At 59.0% G+C, this 17,154-nt stretch carries 13 protein-coding genes, 1 tRNA gene and 2 pseudogenes; 8 read left to right on the top strand and 8 right to left on the bottom strand.

Annotation, left to right across the window (positions count from 1 at the left end):
- From HDE72_RS17765 to HDE72_RS17775, 3 genes are all read right to left on the bottom strand, one after another.
- On the bottom strand, window positions 1-2,814 hold the full coding sequence (locus tag HDE72_RS17765; protein WP_183743331.1) for a response regulator: 2,814 nt from the start codon (window positions 2,812-2,814) through the stop codon (window positions 1-3).
- Between the two features lie 248 nt (window positions 2,815-3,062).
- On the bottom strand, window positions 3,063-3,263 hold the full coding sequence (locus HDE72_RS17770) for a YbdD/YjiX family protein (protein WP_183676791.1): 201 nt from the start codon (window positions 3,261-3,263) through the stop codon (window positions 3,063-3,065).
- Entirely contained in the window at window positions 3,263-5,323 is a 2,061-nt protein-coding gene (locus HDE72_RS17775) for a carbon starvation CstA family protein (protein ID WP_183743334.1), read from the bottom strand. Before HDE72_RS17775 ends, HDE72_RS17770 begins: the two co-directional genes overlap by 1 nt.
- A gap of 269 nt (window positions 5,324-5,592) precedes the next feature.
- On the opposite strand from HDE72_RS17775, the gene HDE72_RS17780 reads away from it, so the two are divergent.
- The 7 genes and pseudogenes from HDE72_RS17780 (at window position 5,593) to HDE72_RS17810 (ending at window position 12,288) form a co-directional block, all read left to right on the top strand.
- Window positions 5,593-6,966 carry a cache domain-containing protein gene (locus tag HDE72_RS17780; protein WP_183743336.1) on the top strand — a complete coding sequence of 458 codons (1,374 nt, stop codon included), beginning with the start codon at window positions 5,593-5,595 and terminating at the stop codon, window positions 6,964-6,966.
- 23 nt (window positions 6,967-6,989) lie between these two features.
- Complete coding sequence (locus HDE72_RS17785) at window positions 6,990-7,637, top strand: response regulator transcription factor (RefSeq protein WP_183743338.1); 648 nt, start codon at window positions 6,990-6,992, stop codon at window positions 7,635-7,637.
- 175 nt (window positions 7,638-7,812) lie between these two features.
- The gene (locus HDE72_RS17790; protein WP_183743340.1) at window positions 7,813-8,988 is read left to right on the top strand and encodes an EAL and HDOD domain-containing protein; all 1,176 of its coding nucleotides are present in this window, start codon (window positions 7,813-7,815) and stop codon (window positions 8,986-8,988) included.
- 1 nt (window position 8,989) lies between these two features.
- On the top strand, window positions 8,990-11,032 hold the full coding sequence (locus HDE72_RS17795) for a putative bifunctional diguanylate cyclase/phosphodiesterase (protein WP_183743342.1): 2,043 nt from the start codon (window positions 8,990-8,992) through the stop codon (window positions 11,030-11,032).
- A gap of 70 nt (window positions 11,033-11,102) precedes the next feature.
- Window positions 11,103-11,192 (top strand) — tRNA-Ser (locus tag HDE72_RS17800).
- Window positions 11,193-11,653: 461 nt separating this feature from the next.
- Window positions 11,654-12,076 (top strand): annotated as a pseudogene (locus HDE72_RS17805) (phage portal protein); the annotation flags it as partial.
- Window positions 12,073-12,288, top strand: coding sequence for a hypothetical protein (locus HDE72_RS17810; protein WP_183743345.1), 216 nt, complete (start codon window positions 12,073-12,075; stop codon window positions 12,286-12,288). The pseudogene HDE72_RS17805 and the gene HDE72_RS17810, both read left to right, overlap by 4 nt.
- Window positions 12,289-12,741: 453 nt before the next feature.
- Here the strand turns inward: HDE72_RS17810 and HDE72_RS17815 are convergent, their stop codons facing one another.
- The 5 genes from HDE72_RS17815 to HDE72_RS17835 form a co-directional block, all read right to left on the bottom strand.
- Complete coding sequence (locus HDE72_RS17815; protein WP_183743347.1) at window positions 12,742-13,116, bottom strand: hypothetical protein; 375 nt, start codon at window positions 13,114-13,116, stop codon at window positions 12,742-12,744.
- A 1-nt stretch (window position 13,117) separates the two neighbouring features.
- Entirely contained in the window at window positions 13,118-13,582 is a 465-nt protein-coding gene (locus tag HDE72_RS17820; RefSeq protein ID WP_183743349.1) for a penicillin-insensitive murein endopeptidase, read from the bottom strand.
- Window positions 13,583-13,591: 9 nt separating this feature from the next.
- Window positions 13,592-14,083 (bottom strand): Hcp family type VI secretion system effector, encoded by a 492-nt coding sequence (locus HDE72_RS17825; protein ID WP_183743352.1) that lies wholly within the window; start codon window positions 14,081-14,083, stop codon window positions 13,592-13,594.
- A 679-nt stretch (window positions 14,084-14,762) separates the two neighbouring features.
- Window positions 14,763-15,386: a TIR domain-containing protein gene (locus tag HDE72_RS17830; RefSeq protein WP_183743477.1), complete on the bottom strand. Its 624-nt coding sequence runs from the start codon at window positions 15,384-15,386 to the stop codon at window positions 14,763-14,765.
- Between the two features lie 523 nt (window positions 15,387-15,909).
- Window positions 15,910-16,332 (bottom strand): avidin/streptavidin family protein, encoded by a 423-nt coding sequence (locus HDE72_RS17835; RefSeq protein ID WP_183743354.1) that lies wholly within the window; start codon window positions 16,330-16,332, stop codon window positions 15,910-15,912.
- 208 nt (window positions 16,333-16,540) lie between these two features.
- On the opposite strand from HDE72_RS17835, the pseudogene HDE72_RS17840 reads away from it, so the two are divergent.
- Window positions 16,541-16,924: pseudogene (locus HDE72_RS17840) on the top strand (IS481 family transposase); the annotation flags it as partial.
- Window positions 16,925-17,154 lie beyond the last annotated feature (230 nt).

Here is a 17,154-nt window from a genome sequence, read left to right on the forward strand (position 1 = left end):
TCAGTGTTCCTTTACCAGTATGGCGCTCAGCGATTCGCACACGGCGAGGAATTCCTGTTCCATGTCCTGCAGCATGCCGGCTGCGCCTTGGGTGCTGCCGGCGCGGCCCAGTTTTTCCATCTCCTTGCATAATTGCGCCAGCGCGTCGGCGCCCACATTGGCGCTGCTCGACTTCAGGCTGTGCGCCGCCTTGCGGATGGCTTCCGGGTTCGGCACGGCGATGGCGGTGCGCATGAGCTGCAACTGACGCGGCGTGTCGCCCTCGAAGGCCAGGATCACGCGCTCGAGCAAAGCATCCCCATCGGTACTCGACAGCGCGCGGATATTGTCCAGTGCAAGCCGGTTCAATGGGGCTGCCACCATGCTGGGGGGCGGTGGCGGCAGGATTTCTGCCGTTTCCGTGTGATGCACGGTGGCCGCACGCGGCAGGGTGATCCAGCGGGCGATGGTGTGGCCCAGGTCCTGCTGCGTGAACGGTTTGCTCAAATAATCATCCATGCCGGCCGCCAGGCACGATTCGCGGTCGCCCTGCAAGGCGTTGGCCGTAATGGCCACGATGGGCAGCACGCGGGCGTGGCCGCATTGCTGTTCGTGGCGGCGGATTTCCGTGGTGGCGGCAAAGCCATCCATCACGGGCATCTGGCAATCCATCAGCACCAGGTCGAAATCCTCGGCTTGGGCCGCATGCAGCGCTTCCTTGCCATTGCTGGCGCAGACCACGTCCAGGCCCAGGTTATCGAGCATGGCGCGCGCCACTTCCACGTTGACTGGGTTGTCTTCGGCCAGCAGCACGCGGCGGCGCTGGCGCCTGGCCACCTGGCGCGGCGCATGGGGCGCATGGGGACGTATGCTCTCGCTGAGGCGCTGCGGCGTGACCAGGCAATCGAACAGATCGCAATCGCGGGCAGGCTTGATCAGCTGGTAGGCCACGCCCGCTTCACGCCGCTGCACCGGATCGGCGGCCGCCTGTTCGGTGCTCAGCAACAGCAGCTTGAGGTCGGCCAGCAGCGGATCGCTCTTGATGGTGGCCGACAAGGCCAGCCCGCTGGTGCGCGGCAAGTCCATATCGAGCAGGGCGACCGAATACGGCGTGCCCGCCACGGCAGCGGCACGCAGCTTGCCCAGGCAGTCGCTGGCCGAGACGGCGCTGTCGCTGACGATGTGCCAGCTGGCCAGCTGCCGTTCCAGCTCGGCGCGGGTGGCGGGTGTGTGGTCGACAATCAAGGCGCGTAACCCTCGCGTGGTTTTCAGATTGAAAGACGGGTCGTCGCTGTCGACTCTCCGCTTATCGAAATTTACTGTGAACCAGAAGATGGAACCTTGCGTTAAAGCATTGTCAACGCCGATTTTCCCGCCCATCAGTTCGACCAGCTGCTTGGAAATCGTCAAGCCCAGGCCGGTGCCGCCATGCTTGCGCGTGGTCGAACCGTCTGCCTGCGAGAACGACTCGAAGATGCGCGTCTGCGCCTCGCTGGACACGCCGATGCCCGTATCCTGCACTTCGAAGCGCAAGCCCACGCTGGGGCCGTCTTCGCGGCACACGGTCACCTTCACCGTTACCTTGCCTGTTTCCGTGAATTTGATGGCGTTGCCCAGCAGATTGACGATGATCTGGCGCAAGCGGTTCGGGTCGCCGCAAATGGCAATCGGGATATCGTTGGCGATATCGAATTCCAGGCAGATATCTTTCGCCGCGGCCTGTGGCGCAAACACGTGTTCTATATCGTCGAGCAATTCGCGGAAATTGAAGCGTATGTATTCGACGCTGAGTTTGCCTGCCTCGATCTTGGAAAAATCCAGGATATCGTTGATGATCACCAGCAAATTCTGCCCCGAGCGCTGCACCATGCTGGTGTAATGGCGCTGCTGCGGCGTGAGATTGCTGGCCAGCAGCAATTCCGTCATGCCCAGCACGCCATTCATGGGCGTGCGGATTTCATGGCTCATGGTGGCGAGAAAGGCGCTTTTCGCCTGGCTGGCCGCTTCGGCCGCATCCTTGGCTTTTTCCAGCTGTTCCGTGCGCACACTGACTTGCCGTTCCAGCTGGTCGCGGTAATTGGCCAGGGTGGCGTCGCGGCCATCGATCTGCGCCAGCATGTCATTGAAACTGTCGATCAGCACGCCAAGCTCGTCGCTGCGATGGTGGGTGATGCGGTGGCTGTAGGTCTGGCTGCTGGAAACTTTTTTTGCTGTATTGATCAGCTTGGTAATCGGTTCCGCAATCACGCCCTTGAAGCGTCCGGCCAGGAACACGGCCACCAGAAAGGAGAGCAGGGTGGCGCCGCTGATGGAGCCCAGATGGCGGGCGATATCGCGCCACATATGGTTCAGGTCCGCCTCGATCATCACGGCGCCGATGATGGTGGGGCCATCGAACACGGGGCGATACAGGCGCATCGATGGCGACAAGGCGCCGCCCGCACCTTGCGTTACCGGTTCTTGCGCCATGTCGGCCAGCAGGGCCGGGTCCATGTCTTCCGGCGTGGCACGTTCCGGCGGCTGCGTGGCAGAGCGGTAGATGGCAAACAGGCGTCCGCCACGGTCGAACAGCGCTGCCTGGGCGACTTCCTCGCGCACCTGCAGGGCAGCGAGCACCTGTTCCGCCTGGGCAGGCTTGCCAGCTTGCATGGGCGCTACGCTGGCGGCCGCAATCACGCCGGCCAGCGCCAGCAATTGCCGGCTTTCGTCATCCTTGTGGCTGATCACCGAAGTGGCCACAAAGGCCACGAACACCAGCAACAAGGCGCAGCCCGAAGACAGCACCGAAATCATGGTCAGTTTCTGGCTGATACTGGAGCGGTGAAAATTGAACATGAAATGGCGATGCTCCGGTTAGACGGATTGCTGTTTTTTAATTAATTCCCATTGGAAAAATATAAGCGTGAAGAAACACCATGATGTTGATATGGGTCTAAGGCAGGAAAGGGGAGGGGAACTAAATGGAGGGGTCGGACCCTGCCGGGTCCGACCCCAGCTGTTGCTATTGGGGTGGGCGTTACCTTTAACCCGGGAAAGGCTGGGGTACGACCCGAAGGGTCGGACCCCGCAGTCAGCAGCCGCAGTCAGCAACACCCGCCACGCTTGCCGGCGCCACCGTAGCGTGCTTCCTGGCGTTCGCGGAAAAACTCTTCATACGTCATCATCGGCTCGCCGGGATGCGTCACTTCCCGGTGGGCCACGTAGGTGTCGTACTCGGGCAGGCCGCACATCAGCCGCATGCTTTGTCCGAGATAACGTCCTGCCTTGACGATTTCGTCAAACATCATTGCACCGCTGGCATGGCCTGGAACGGCGATTCCTGGGTGCTCGGCTGGTTGTCTGCGCGCGCCTTCATGACGGTGCGGATGCCAAACACCAGCACGCTGACGACCACGATCACGAAGAAGGCGGCCAGGCCGGCGTCCAGGTAATCGTTGAAGATGATCTGCTGCATCTGCGCCACCGATTTGGCTGGCGCCAGCAAGGTGCCTTCATTGAGCGCCGCCGAATATTTCTGGGCATGCGCCAGGAAGCCGACGCGCGGGTTGGCGTCGAAAATCTTTTGCCAGCCAGCCGTCAGGGTGCACAGCAGCAGCCAGATGGTCGGCACGATGGTGACCCAGGCATACTGGCCACGTTTCATCTTGAACAGCACGCAGGTGCCGAGGATCAGCGCGATGGCGGCCAGCATCTGGTTGGCGATGCCGAACAGCGGCCACAGGGTGTTGATGCCGCCCAATGGATCGACCACGCCCTGGTACAGGAAATAGCCCCAGGCGGCCACGCACAAGCCCGTCGCCAGCAAATTGGCATACACGTTTTCCGTCTGTTTCAGCTTGGGCACGAAGCTGCCCAGCAAGTCTTGCAGCATGAAGCGGCCGGCACGCGTGCCCGCATCGACGGCGGTCAGGATGAACAGCGCTTCGAACAGGATGGCGAAGTGGTACCAGAAGGCCATCATGGTTTTGCCGCCCATCACGCCCGACAGGATGTGCGCCATGCCCACGGCCAGGGTCGGTGCGCCACCGGCGCGGGAAATGATGCTGTGTTCGCCCACGTCCTTGGCCGTTTGCGTCAGCATTTCAGGCGTCACATAAAAGCCCCATTGCGAAATCACATGGGCTGCCGACTCCGCCGTGTTGCCGATCAGGGCGGCCGGGCTGTTCATGGCGAAATAAATCCCAGGCTCGATGGTCGAGGCGGCTACCAGGGCCATGATGGCGACGAACGATTCCATCAGCATCGCGCCATAACCGATGAAGCGGGCATGGCTTTCGTTTTCTATCATCTTTGGCGTGGTGCCCGAGGCAATCAATGCGTGGAAGCCGGAAACAGCGCCGCAGGCAATCGTGATGAACAGGAAGGGGAACAGATTGCCCGACCAGACCGGGCCGGAGCCATCGATGAACTTGGTCATGGCCGGCATTTTCAGGTAAGGCGCGACGACGATGATGCCGATGGCCAGGCCTAAAATAGTGCCGATTTTGAGAAAAGTAGACAAATAATCGCGCGGCGCCAGCAGCAGCCACACGGGCAGCACGGAAGCGATGAAGCCGTAGCCGATCAGCATCCAGGTCAGTTCGGTGCCCGTAAAGGTGAACATCGGGCCCAGCACGGCGGATTCCTGCACATATTGACCGCCGATAATGGCCAGCATCAGCAGCACGAAGCCGATGATGGAAATTTCGCCGATGCGGCCCACGCGGATATAGCGCGAGTACACGCCCATGAACAGCGCGATAGGGATGGTCGCCATCACGGTGAAGCTGCCCCATGGCGAACCGGTCAGCGCCTTGACGACGATCAGGGCCAGCACGGCCAGGATGATGACCATGATCATGAAGCAGCCCAGCAAGGCGATCATGCCGGGTATCTCGCCCAGTTCAGCCTTGATCAGGTCGCCCAGCGAGCGGCCGTCGCGGCGCATGGAAATGAACAGGACGATAAAATCCTGCACGGCGCCGGCAAACACCACGCCCGCCAAAATCCACAGCATGCCGGGCAAATAGCCCATTTGCGCGGCCAGTACGGGGCCGACCAGCGGACCGGCGCCGGCAATCGCGGCGAAATGGTGGCCGAACAGCACATATTTATTGGTCGGTACGTGATCGAGGCCATCGTTGTGCTTGTAGGCCGGCGTCATACGCTTGGGATTGAGGCTCAGCACCTTGTCGGCGATGAACAGGCTGTAGAAGCGGTAGGCGATCAGGTAGACGCAGACGGCGGCGATGACGATCCAGATGGCGCTGATTGGTTCGCCGCGTTGCAGGGCGACCACGCCCAGTGAGCCGGCGCCGGCCAGCGCAAGCGCTGCCCAACCGAGCTGTTTCAATATGCGGTTCATGCTTCCTCCAAAGATTTGACGGGTGCTGCGTCGCGATTCCGGGTACTGTTATTGATCTTGCCCAGGATGTTGCCAAAGGAGTTGCCAATTCGTGCCGATGGCGTGCGCGCAGCTTATGGTCAGTATTCACGAATCGCATAATGATCACAAGCGCATCACTACGCAGTAACGCTAAGTATTACTACGCAGATCATTTATTACACCGCCACGTAAAATGGCAGCTTCGTCGCATTCCCTCCCTTGCATTCTTTAGCGATCGCAGCGCCGCCATGAAACTCAGACAGAAAGTCATCTTCCTGGCCATTACGCCTTTGATCCTGGCCATGTGCGCGATCGCCTATGCCGTGCGGCACCAGGCCATCACCCTGGCCGAGCAGCAGCGCGCCACTATCGGGCAAGCGTATCTGGCCAGCAAGGAAGCGGAATTGAAACATTACGTGACCCTGGCCAGCCACTCGATTGCCTATCTCTACCAGTCGGGGCGCAAGGATGCTGCCGCGCAAGAGGAAGCCAAGCGCGTGCTGGGGGCCCTCAGCTATGGCGACGATGGTTATTTCTTTATCTACGATTTGCAGGGCAATTCCCTGATGCATCCGCGCCAGCCCGAACTGGTGGGGCAAAACCTGTGGGAATTGCGCGATGCCAACGGCAACCTGACCATCCAGCGCCTGATGCAGCGGGCCAAAAATGGCGGCGGTTTCGAGCGCTATAACTGGATCAAGCCATCGACCCATCAATCGGCGCCCAAGCTTGGGTTTGTGATCCTGATGCCGGAATGGGGCTGGATGATGGGCACCGGTATTTATATGGACGATGTGGACCAGGCGCTGGACAAGGTCGATGCCCAGCAGTCGGGCAATATCCGCTCGACCATGCTGTGGATCGCCGCTATCGCCATCCTCGGCGCGCTGCTGGTGGCCGGTTCGGGCCTGGTGCTCAATATCAGCGAATTGCGGGTGGCCGATGCAAAACTGAAAGTGCTGGCCCAGAGGGTGGTCGAATCGCAGGAAGAGGAGCGGGCGCGGCTGTCGCGCGACTTGCATGACGGCATCAGCCAGTGGCTGGTATCGATCAAGCTGCAGATCGAGGCGGGCATCGCGCGCCTGTGCGGCAATGCCGAGCAGCAAGCCAAGGCGCCGGCCACCTTCGAGCGGGCGGCCGAACAATTGAACAAGGTGCTGGGCGAAGTGCGGCGCATCTCGCACAATCTGCGCCCGGCCATCCTCGACGACCTGGGCCTGGCTGCCGCGCTCGACCATCTGGTGCAGGAATTCAATGACAGCAGCAGTGCCCAAGCCAGTTTTGCGGCCAGCCCTGCCACGGCTGGCGAAGGCTTGCCCGACATGGTCAACACGGTGCTGTTCCGCATTGCCCAGGAAGCGCTGACCAATATCGAGCGCCATGCCAACGCCAGCCGCATCGAGGTCAGCCTGCATGGCGATGAGGGCGTCTCGGGCGCGGTGGAGCTGCGTATCGCCGATAATGGTGGCGGTTTCGATTTCGACGGCATCGCCCTGCATCCGCAGCGCGGCATCGGCCTGCGCAACATGACGGAGCGCATGGAAGCCATCGGCGGCAGCCTGCACATCGCTTCCACGCCAGCCGGCACCGTGGTGCTGGCGCGGCTGGGCCTTCAACCATAACAGATCACTCACCTGAAAAAATCATGACTGACACAATACGGATACTGCTGGTGGACGATCATCCGCTGGTGCGCGATGGCTTGCGCGCGCGGCTTGAAGCCGTGCCCCATTTCGACGTGGTGGCCGAGGCGGGCGGCGCCGACGAAGCGCTGGCCCAGGCGCGGTCGCACGCCATCGACCTGGTGTTGATGGATATCAATATGCGCGGCACGAATGGCATCGAAGCGACAGCCCTGTTCAAGCAGGCGTTCCCGCAGATCGCCGTGCTGATACTGTCCATGCACGACAAGCTGGAATATGTCTCGCAAGCGCTGCAGGCGGGCGCGCGCGGCTATGTGCTCAAGGATGCCCCAGGGAAAGACATCGTGTTCGCCATCGAGACCGTGATGTCGGGCGGCATCTATTACAGCGCGGCGCTGGCGCGGCAACTGTCGCGGCCGCAAGTGCACGATTCCTTCCTCACCACGCGCGAGCAGCAAGTCTTGCAGCATATCGCCGCCGGCCAGTCGAACAAGCAGATTGCCCGCGTGCTGGACCTGAGCGTGCGCACGGTGGAAACGCACCGTCTCAACATCAAGCGCAAGCTGGGCATCGAAGGTCAGGCGGAGCTGATCAAATATGCGGTGGAACACGCGCAATTCGATGGCGGTACGGCAAAAGCCGCCCAGTGACAAAGTTTTATTTTGGAATGTTTTTTTTGAACATTTATTGCCAATATTAAACCGTTTTTCTGGTGGGTTTCGGATAGAATGATTCTTGCTGTCGAAATTGCATGCTTGCCTGGTCCAAGTGTGCAGTCGATCGCCCGTTTATCGACTATTGCGCCTTACCCACACTGAGATACCGATGTCAGCGTCTGAATCAAACCTGTTTCCTTTGGTGGGATTACAAGCAGTTGCCAATGCGCATAATGAATGGGTGGCTGTCACCCTGCATGTGCCGCAGCAAGCTGGCAGCCCCCTGGCGGCCGCTTTCGCCGCTGCCGACGTGTATGCCTTGCTGGCGCCCCTCGATTGCATCATTCCACTGAGCGACCCGCATGGGCTGGACGAAGCCTTGCTGGCGCAACTGACGCCGCAACGCACCATCTTCCGCCTGCCGGCCGCGCTGGCGACCGATAAACCGATCCAGAAAAAATGCCTGCAATGGCGCGACGCCGGCTACCGCATCCTGCTCGACGGCCCCGACGCCGGCCCCGTGACGGCGATCCACGTCGATGCGCATGCGTTGAGTGTCGATGCCGCCGGCGAACTGCCGGGCCTGCATCAGCTGCTGCCGTTGCCGGGGCCGCATCTGGCCTACAACATCGATGACGCAGAACAACTGGCTGCCGTCTCGGCGCTGGGCGTGAGCTGGTTTGCCGGCGACTATGCGTTGAGCAGCGCCCGCCAGCAGCACGATGCCGACGAAGGCACCTCGCGCCGCCGCCTGCTGGCGCTGCTGGGCTTGCTGGCCCGCGATGCCGATGCGCATGAACTGGAAGTGCCGCTGAAACAGGATCCGGCGCTCAGCTACCATTTGCTGAAACTGGTCAATTCGGCCTCCTTCGGCTACACGGCGCCGATCAGCAGTTTTCACCAGGCGATCACCTTGCTGGGCCGGCGCCAGTTGCAGCGCTGGCTGCAATTGCTGCTGTATGCGCGCCAGCAAGACGATGGCAAGCTCAATGCGCTGCTGCCGCTGGCGGCCGTGCGCGCGGCGCAGATGGAAGCGCTGTGCGCCTTGCGCGGCGGCGACCGCGATCAGCAGGACCTGGCGTTCATGGCGGGCGTGTTTTCCCTGCTGGACGTGCTGCTGGGCATGAGCATGCACGAGATCGTTGCCACCCTGAATCTCGACCACAGCGTGAACGAGGCCTTGCTGGCCCGTGGCGGCGAACTGGGCGCCCTGCTGGCCCTGGCTGAAAGCGGCACCCATCCGCCAGCGGCCTTGCTGGCCAGTGTGGGTATCGATGGCGAAACCTACTGGCGCAGCTTGCTGCAAGCCTACCAGTGGGCCATCCAGGTCAGCCGGAACGTCTAGCATGACCTTGCTTACGGTGTCGGACAACCTCAGTGACAGCGCCGCCCTCTGCGACGCCGTCGTGCGTTTGCGTGGTGCGGCACTGGTGGCCGAACTGGGCCGTATCGCCGGCGCCGTCATGGCCAGCCCGCATGGCCAATTCCTGCCGGCGCCACCATCATCCAGCGGCGAGAGCGCCGCAGGGCTACGCGGCCGGCCAGGCTTGCTGCAGGAAATCAGTTTCGATGGCCAGTGCTTCGGCCACTTTGCCGTCTCCGGGCGCGGCCCCTACAGCGAGCTTGACCGCCAGCAGCTGGCCAGCCTGGCCTCGCTGACGGCGGGCGTGCTGCAGGTACACTCGCTGGCGCAGCGCTCGACACATGCCTACGCGCAAGTCGAAGCCTTGCTGGCGCAACAGACGCAAATCCTCGACCAGTTGCACGAATCGGTGCTGACGATGGACTTGAAGGGCTATATCACCAGCTGGAACAAGGGCGCTGAACGCCTGTTCGGCTATTCCTCGGTGGAAGCGGTAGGGCGCAACATCCTGTTCTTATATGACGAGGAAGAAACCGGTTTCCGCGACGCCTTTCTGGAGCAGGGCGGGCGCTTGATGGAAGTGCGCCGCCGCAAGAAGTCCGGTGTCGTCTTCTGGGCCAGCCTGTCGCTGTCGCCGCTGCGCGATATGGATGAAAAACCGGTCGCCCTGATCGCGTATCTGACCGACATCACGGAACGCAAGCTGGCCGAAGAGCGCTTGCACCACCTGGCGTATTACGATCCACTGACCAGCCTGCCGAACCGCACCTTGCTGACCAAGCTGGTGGACCAGGCCTTGAGCGTGGCGCAGCGCAGCAAGATGCTGGGCTGCGTGCTGTTCATTGACCTGAACCGTTTTAAACTGATCAACGACACCCTGGGCCGGCGCATCGGCGACGAACTGCTGCGCCAGGTTGCCCAGCGCTTCCGCCGCGTCCTGCGCGACCAGGACCTGGTGGCCCGCCTGGGCGGCGACGAATTCGCCGTCGGCCTGTTCGACATCGGCCAGCATTATGAAGCGAGCACCGTCTCGCAAAAGCTGCTGGCCTCGCTGGTGCAGCCGTTTTTGATCGAAGGCCACGACTTGCGCGTGGGCGCCAGCATCGGCATCAGCGTCTACCCGCAAGACGGCCATGACGCCGAAACCCTGCTGCGCCTGGCCGACATCGCCATGTACCGGGCCAAGCAGGACAGCAGCAGCGAAACAGAAAGCGTGGCCTTCTACAGCCAGGACATGAACCTGGGCATGCAAGCGCGCATGCGCCTGGAAACCGGCTTGCGCCACGCCTTGGCCGAACAGCAATTGCTGCTGCACTACCAGCCGAAGTACGCGCTGGCCAGCGGACGCATCATCGGCGCCGAAGCCCTGGTCCGCTGGTGCCACCCCGAACACGGCATGATCCCGCCCGCCGATTTCATCCCCCTGGCCGAATCGACCGGCCTGGTGGTGCAAGTGGGCGAATGGGTGCTGGAAGCAGCCTGCGCCCAGGCGCAAGCCTGGAAACAGGCGGGCTTGCCACCGATCCGCCTGGCGGTCAACGTTTCCGCCCGCGAATTCACCTCGGCCCTGCCCGCCAGGGTCGCGGCAACCCTGGCCCGCTACGGCCTGGAAGCAGCCTGGCTGGAACTGGAAATCACCGAAAGCACCCTGATGCACAACATCGAGCGCGTGATCGGCATCATGGACCGCATCACGGCATTGGGCGTGGCCTTGTCGCTGGACGACTTCGGCACCGGCTATTCCAGCCTGTCGTACCTGAAACGCTTCCCGATCGACACCTTAAAGATCGACCGGTCCTTCACCACCGGCATCCCCACCGACACCAGCGACTGCGCCATCGCCAGCACCATCATCAGCATCGCCCAGCAACTGCACCACAAAGTCATCGCCGAAGGCGTGGAAACAGCCGAGCAGCTAGCCTTCCTGAAAAGCGCAGGCTGCGACGAAGTCCAAGGCTATCTCTTCTCCCGCCCCCTGCCAGCAGCCGAGTTTGAACGCGAGCTCCGGGAAAATTGGGGCATCTAGCTTAGATTTTGGTCAACCCGCTTCCCCACCATTGGTAAGCCCGCCCGCTTTATGTATAATGCTGCCATCAGGAAGCGTGGCCGAGTGGTTGAAGGCACTAGTCTTGAAAACTAGCGACGGGTTACACTGTTCGTGAGTTCGAATCTCACCGCTTCCGCCAGGAAATAAAGAAACCGCCTTCGGGCGGTTTTTTATTGCCTGTCGGAAGCGAGCAGGGCGCCTGCGCGCCCTGCGTGTGAGATTCGAAGGGCTGGGCCTACCGGCCCAGCCCGCCCCGAATCCTCCAACCGCTGCCGCTGCGCGGCAGCCTTGCGCGCCTGCGGCGCGCTTCGTGGTTCTAATTAGGTTTCGACTGAGCTGGCGTCCTACGACGCACAACGCATGAGCTCGTGTCTGAATGGCAGAACTGACCCTCGAATCCTCGTGTCTGAATGGCAGAACTGACCCTCGAATCCTCGAATCCCCGAATCCTCCAACCGCTGCCGCTGCGCGGCAGCCTTGCGCGCCTGCGGCGCGCTTAGTGGTTCTGATTAGGTTTTCGACTGAGCTTGCTTCTACGTCCCCAATGCATGAGCTTGTGTCTGAATTGCAGAACTGACCCTCGTTCCCTGTTCTCGTTCCCTGTTCTACATGACCGATGCCGCCGCCAACGCGCAGGACGTGGACAACTTGCGCCAGGCCATGCGCGACAGCAAGGGACCGGGCAACTTTCGCAACCTGTTCATGTACGCGCCGAACGGCAAGAAGGACGGTATCCAGATCCTGCCGGTGTCGGACGTGGCCGCCAAGGACGAGTTTTTTAATATCAAGAGCGTGACGCGCGACGACCAGCTGGCCGCGCACCGCGTGCCGCCTCAGTTGATGGGCATCTTGCCAAACAATGCCGGCGGCTTCGGTGCCGTGGAGCCGGCCGCGCGCGTCTTCGCCCGCAATGAGCTGGTGCCCCTGCAAACGCAGTTCCTGGCCATCAATGAATGGGCCGGCGTGGAAGTGGTGAAGTTCGCGCCGTATGAGCTGGGCCTGGCCAAGGAGGGCGCGTTATGAGCGATCACGTAGACAACACCGACAAGATCATTTTTGCAGAGGTCACGCGCGGCCTGGCCGCCGTGCGCAGCCGGCCCGCCCTGGTAGCCTACGGCTGCTGCTATTTCTGCGATGAAGCACTGGCGCCGGCCATGCTGTTTTGCGGCGTGGACTGCCGCGACGATTACGACAAGGAGCAAGCGGCCAAGGCCCGCGCCGGCCGGCCAGGATGACCGCCACGCCGCGTTAGCTGGCAAGGCAGGGCGCGACAGCCCAGTCGTGCCAGACTGCCCCAGCCACCGCACAAGCCGCCCATGAGGCGGCTTTTTCACGCCCTGATGAATAATGTTGTCGTTGAGATAATAAAGGCGACGATTTCGGCCCGGCGCGCGCAGTTGTCCCCGCTCCACACCTGCCCGCTATATAGGGCTGTTTTGACTCAAATTTGCGCCATGGCCGAAGGCGCATGAGGACTGGCGCGGCGGGGCGAAGAGGGGGTGTGCGATTTGACGCATTTTGACGCAGTTTGGCGGGTTTTCTCTGGTGCTGGTGCAAGCATACGTGCGAGTGGCGGCATTTGCGCTGTAGGGGCTGTGTCGTGTGCCTTGCAGGCTTGCGGAACTACCCAGGCGGGCGATGATTCTTGCTTCATTTGCTTATTCCAATGGCCTCCAAAAAACGAAGCATCAGCAAATCGCTCCAGCAATGCTTTTCCCGTTTCTCAGATTCAAACCAATAAAGCAGCGATATCCGCTGCCCGGATGAAAGGTGCAATAGAGATTGCCTTTGCGTCGATCACGATCTCCTTTTTCTCCGCTGCAAGTTGGCTGGAAATCTGGATACATCGAATCAAATATATCCTTCGCCGGTTGTCCTGTAATTTCCACGGCAAGTTTACGATCATCCTGTGTTGGTGCTTTTTCGTCGCCGAGTTCTCCCGAGTAGATAAGATAGGTACCGCCAACCGGCTTGTATTCCCAACTCCATCCGCTCTGATCATTTGCGTAGGCAAGCGTGAATAGCAGGCTTGCCCCAAGAGCCAGCACCAGGATTTTTCGCATTTCAGCCTCGCAGCTTCACATGGAAGTGGTGATCGTGATCCAGCATGTGGGTCACGAAGGGGATTTTGTTGTCGTTAAAGTAGACCAGAATGACAGGCGCGTAAGTGCGGAATAGTTCAATAAGCTTAGCTGTGGCATCCTGGTCGTATTCGTGGTTGTACCAGTACACTGCGGTTTCTTGTCCATCTTTACGTACCGGACGCACGTCCACTTCGAGTCCGGTCAGATGCGTGGCGTGCCCCTTGTAGGGCAGCCCTCCAGCCCGACTGATGTTTCCAACTCCGAATTTGCGCTTGTCGATTGCCTGCCATTCACGCTCCACGCGCAGTATGGCTGTCATCATGGTGGGATGTGCATATTGACCAGCACCGCCGCCCGGCGTGCCGTACACGTAGTAACCCGCATCTTCCGGGGCCTGGGGCAGCATGAACAAGCCGCGCGCATCCTTGAGCTGAACTTCAAGCATGGCCAGGCCCTATGCGATACGGTTGGTGGAAAGGTTCCAGCCTCCCGCAGTGTTGCCGGAGGGGCCGCCACCGACCTTTTGCTGTGTGTACTTCCAAGTCACCTTTGAAAACCTCAAGCCAAGAGCATCGTGCAAGATACTACCTTCATACACAAGCTGCTCCATGTTGCCAATCAGTACATTCTCTAAAGCTACCTCGTAATACTTTACCGGCCTCCCCTCGCCGTCGGCGCGCATGAATTCGAGCTTAGCCTTGGGGATTGTCCTGCCGGAAGAACAGGTCTGCATTAGGAGCGGTGAAGACAAATCTGCCAGCTTGGTGATTGAAAGGCTTCGGTGCTCACACCGCTCGGCGGTATGGCCGCCAGCAGTCGATGCGGTTGCACTTTTGGGTTGTGTGACACCCCACTGCGCAGAAGTGATCTCAATCCATCCTGGATGCCCGGAGTCAGTCGATTCACCCTTGATGCCATCCATTTGAAGGTATACGTCGAGTGCCATGATGTCTCCGAGATTGGTTTGGGGAGTGCTGAGATTGTTATGCAGTCCTGGCAATATGAAATTGAGAAACCTCAATTTATTGCATAGTTTATAATTTCCTATAATTAGGTGAGCATCGTTTATTGGTTGACATATGGCGCTCGGTGCTGGGGATTTCTTAGGGAATTTTAGGGGGTAACAGGGGAGTGGCTTAGCCAAGAATCATAGAAAAAATGCCCCTTCGCTCCCCTTGCTGCCCTGTCGGCATGAGTTCATAGCCTATCCGCTTGCCAAACCCCCTGCCTTTGGACAGAAAAATCGTTTCCGCATCGTATGTAAGCGGCGGCGAAAACACGACGTTGCAAGGTGCTAGAAAAACATTGTGTGCGGAATAAGATTGTGCGTAAATTGTTGAAATATATGAGGTATTTTGAAGACTTGAAAACTAGCGACGGGTTACACTGTTCGTGAGTTCGAATCTCACCGCTTCCGCCAGGAAATAAAGAAACCGCCTTCGGGCGGTTTTTTATTGCCTGTCGGAAGCGAGCAGGGCGCCTGCGCGCCCTGCGTGTGAGATTCGAAGGGCTGGGCCTACCGGCCCAGCCCGCCCCGAATCCTCCAACCGCTGCCGCTGCGCGGCAGCCTTGCGCGCCTGCGGCGCGCTTAGTGGTTCTAATTAGGTTTCGACTGAGCTGGCGTCCTACGACGCACAACGCATGAGCTCGTGTCTGAATGGCAGAACTGACCCTCGCGTCCCATTAGCGAAATGCCAACTGCTTAAGCCGCCTGCAGCAGAAACTTGCGTAGCAGCAGCGATGCCGAGAAACTCAATATCGCCCTCGTTGAGCTTGATTTCAGGCGGATTAGGACGTTGTCGTTTTATGCTTCCATCCGCCATCTGTATTTTTTTCTCTAAGAGGCCATGTTTCTTTATTTCAGCCCTGATTTTGGTGCATGCTTGAACCACCGCCGAGTCAGCATCGTCTTCGATGCGTGAAGGATCGTAGTCCGCTGGGTTTATGCCAAGCAGGTCAGATGGCAAATGAAGCTCTACAGCACGGGGCTTGACGATGTAGCATCTTTGTCGACCGATAGCCCCGATAAATAGTCCCAGCTCGAAAATGACATTATCTCTAACAACGGGCATCGACTCGCCTCTGGATTCGAGAACATCATCTGGATGGAAGATGAAGACCGCGAAGTCTACATCCGACGATTTCGTGACCAAGTCCTCAATGGTATGGTTGCTCAGGCTGAACGTGCCATGGGGCCAAGTTGTCGGGGAGGTATTATGGTCTAGGACTGAGTGGATTGCGTGGGCGATCCGAAGGCCTCTTTAGACGACGCGATGAATACCTTGGGCTTGCGTGACTGCACCATCCTTACCTCCAGAAAGGGCGACCCTAAAGCATAAAGGGTTGCATAGAATTCTATTATGGAGTATCGGCTTGGAAAATTTCCGTATGGGATGGAAATTTAATTTTGTGAGGCGAAGCAAAATATTTACCTGAGACGGTATATTTGTAGGTACGATGTACATGTTTGATCTTGAAAGCCGCATTAGGAAAGGCTTTGTGTAATACACCGCTTCCGCCAGGCAATAAAAAACCGCCTCCGGGCAGTTTTTTATTGCCTGGCGGAAGCGAGCAGGGCGCCTTCGCGCCCTGACCCTCTCGCCCGATATCCTTTAAGGAAGTACTGATTAATTCAACCTCTCGAAATTCGCCGCTTTAAAATCAAAGACTCGCGCGTGATTTTTAAGGGGAAATCCGAGTTAATCAGCAGTTCCTCAAGTACTACGAAGGCGAGGAGTCATTTCAGTAATTTACTCTTAACGTCCTTTAGATTTATAGTTTCCGGGGATGCGAAAACGATTTGCGCGCCAACGCTATCTTGGATTGAGTTGAATTCGGTGGCTGAGGAGTAAAGACATCCTGCCCAATTCGAGTGGACTCCCAGTCGTTTGCGGGTGTTGTTTCACCTGTCAACAACCACATCGCTGTGATCGTTGGGACATTATTTATCACTTGCACTTGCCCGCACCAAGCCGTCGTTGACAAGGCGTTGCCTGTAGAGTTTTGCCATGTAACCGTCCAAGCCACTGTTTGACTGGTATCTTGAGAGGGATTGACAAGACCCACGAGCGGATACGTCCCACTTGCCTCTCCAACCGCAGTATAGTAGTTGCCGGAGAGATTATTTCCATTTTGTTCAATAGTCATTGACGAGCCTAGTTCGTTATACCAAGTTCCACTAAAGTTGGTGCTCATGTAATCTCCGAGGTTAGCAAAGTTCAATTGGGCTTCTTTACCGCAAATTCAGTATGGACTAAATAAGTCCGGAAATATGCGTACAATGTAACTGAGACGCTAGATGTTTAGATATGGGTGATCGTATCCCAACTCGCAGCCTGCCATTTTTCAGGGCCAGGTTGCTTTTGAGTACACTGTTAAATCCTGTCACCCAACTACCAGCGCCATGAGCCAAGCCCTTCACAGCCAAGCCCGCACCACTCATCTGATCCGTGACGAAATCCGCAACTCGACGCTCTCTCAACGGGAACTGGCTGAGCGCTACAATGTCAGTCGTCTGACGATCCGCAAGTGGCAGAACCGCGACAGCGCCGAGGATCTTTCGCACCGGCCGCGTACCATGCACACCACGCTCACGCCTGCGCAGGAATTGATCGTCGTGGCGCTGCGCACCACGCTGCTGCTGCCCACCGACGACCTGCTGGCGGTGGCCCGCGAGTCCGTCAATCCAGCGCTTTCGCGTGCTGCCCTGGGGCGCTGCCTGCGTCGCCATGGTGTTTCCAGCCTGCTTGAATTGGCCGCCCGGGAAACCGACAAGCCCGCCAAAAAGGGCAGCAGGCTCAGTTCTGCCATTCACACACAAGCTCTTCCTTAACTTTATCGTTCGTATACTCGCGCAGACGTTATTCGAGTCAACAGGTGGGAGTTGGTTGAGGTCGTGTCTAAATAGCAGAACTGCCCCTCGCTTCCGACCCTCGCTTCCATAAATTGACTCCTATTTAAATAGATCAAAATAGTATATTAAATACCATTCAAGTGAAAATATAAATAACTATTATG

The sequence above is a fragment of the Janthinobacterium saanense genome (assembly GCF_014200675.1).
In the GTDB taxonomy this organism is placed as follows: Bacteria; Pseudomonadota; Gammaproteobacteria; order Burkholderiales; family Burkholderiaceae_D; genus Janthinobacterium.

Coding starts and splice junctions, on each gene's coding strand:
- HDE72_RS17765 (WP_183743331.1), bottom strand. CDS start 2,814: ATGTTCAATTTTCACCGCTCCAGTATCAGCCAGAAACTGACCATGATT.
- HDE72_RS17770 (WP_183676791.1), bottom strand. CDS start 3,263: ATGTTTGACGAAATCGTCAAGGCAGGACGTTATCTCGGACAAAGCATG.
- HDE72_RS17775 (WP_183743334.1), bottom strand. CDS start 5,323: ATGAACCGCATATTGAAACAGCTCGGTTGGGCAGCGCTTGCGCTGGCC.
- HDE72_RS17780 (WP_183743336.1), top strand. CDS start 5,593: ATGAAACTCAGACAGAAAGTCATCTTCCTGGCCATTACGCCTTTGATC.
- HDE72_RS17785 (WP_183743338.1), top strand. CDS start 6,990: ATGACTGACACAATACGGATACTGCTGGTGGACGATCATCCGCTGGTG.
- HDE72_RS17790 (WP_183743340.1), top strand. CDS start 7,813: ATGTCAGCGTCTGAATCAAACCTGTTTCCTTTGGTGGGATTACAAGCA.
- HDE72_RS17795 (WP_183743342.1), top strand. CDS start 8,990: ATGACCTTGCTTACGGTGTCGGACAACCTCAGTGACAGCGCCGCCCTC.
- HDE72_RS17810 (WP_183743345.1), top strand. CDS start 12,073: ATGAGCGATCACGTAGACAACACCGACAAGATCATTTTTGCAGAGGTC.
- HDE72_RS17815 (WP_183743347.1), bottom strand. CDS start 13,116: ATGCGAAAAATCCTGGTGCTGGCTCTTGGGGCAAGCCTGCTATTCACG.
- HDE72_RS17820 (WP_183743349.1), bottom strand. CDS start 13,582: ATGCTTGAAGTTCAGCTCAAGGATGCGCGCGGCTTGTTCATGCTGCCC.
- HDE72_RS17825 (WP_183743352.1), bottom strand. CDS start 14,083: ATGGCACTCGACGTATACCTTCAAATGGATGGCATCAAGGGTGAATCG.
- HDE72_RS17835 (WP_183743354.1), bottom strand. CDS start 16,332: ATGAGCACCAACTTTAGTGGAACTTGGTATAACGAACTAGGCTCGTCA.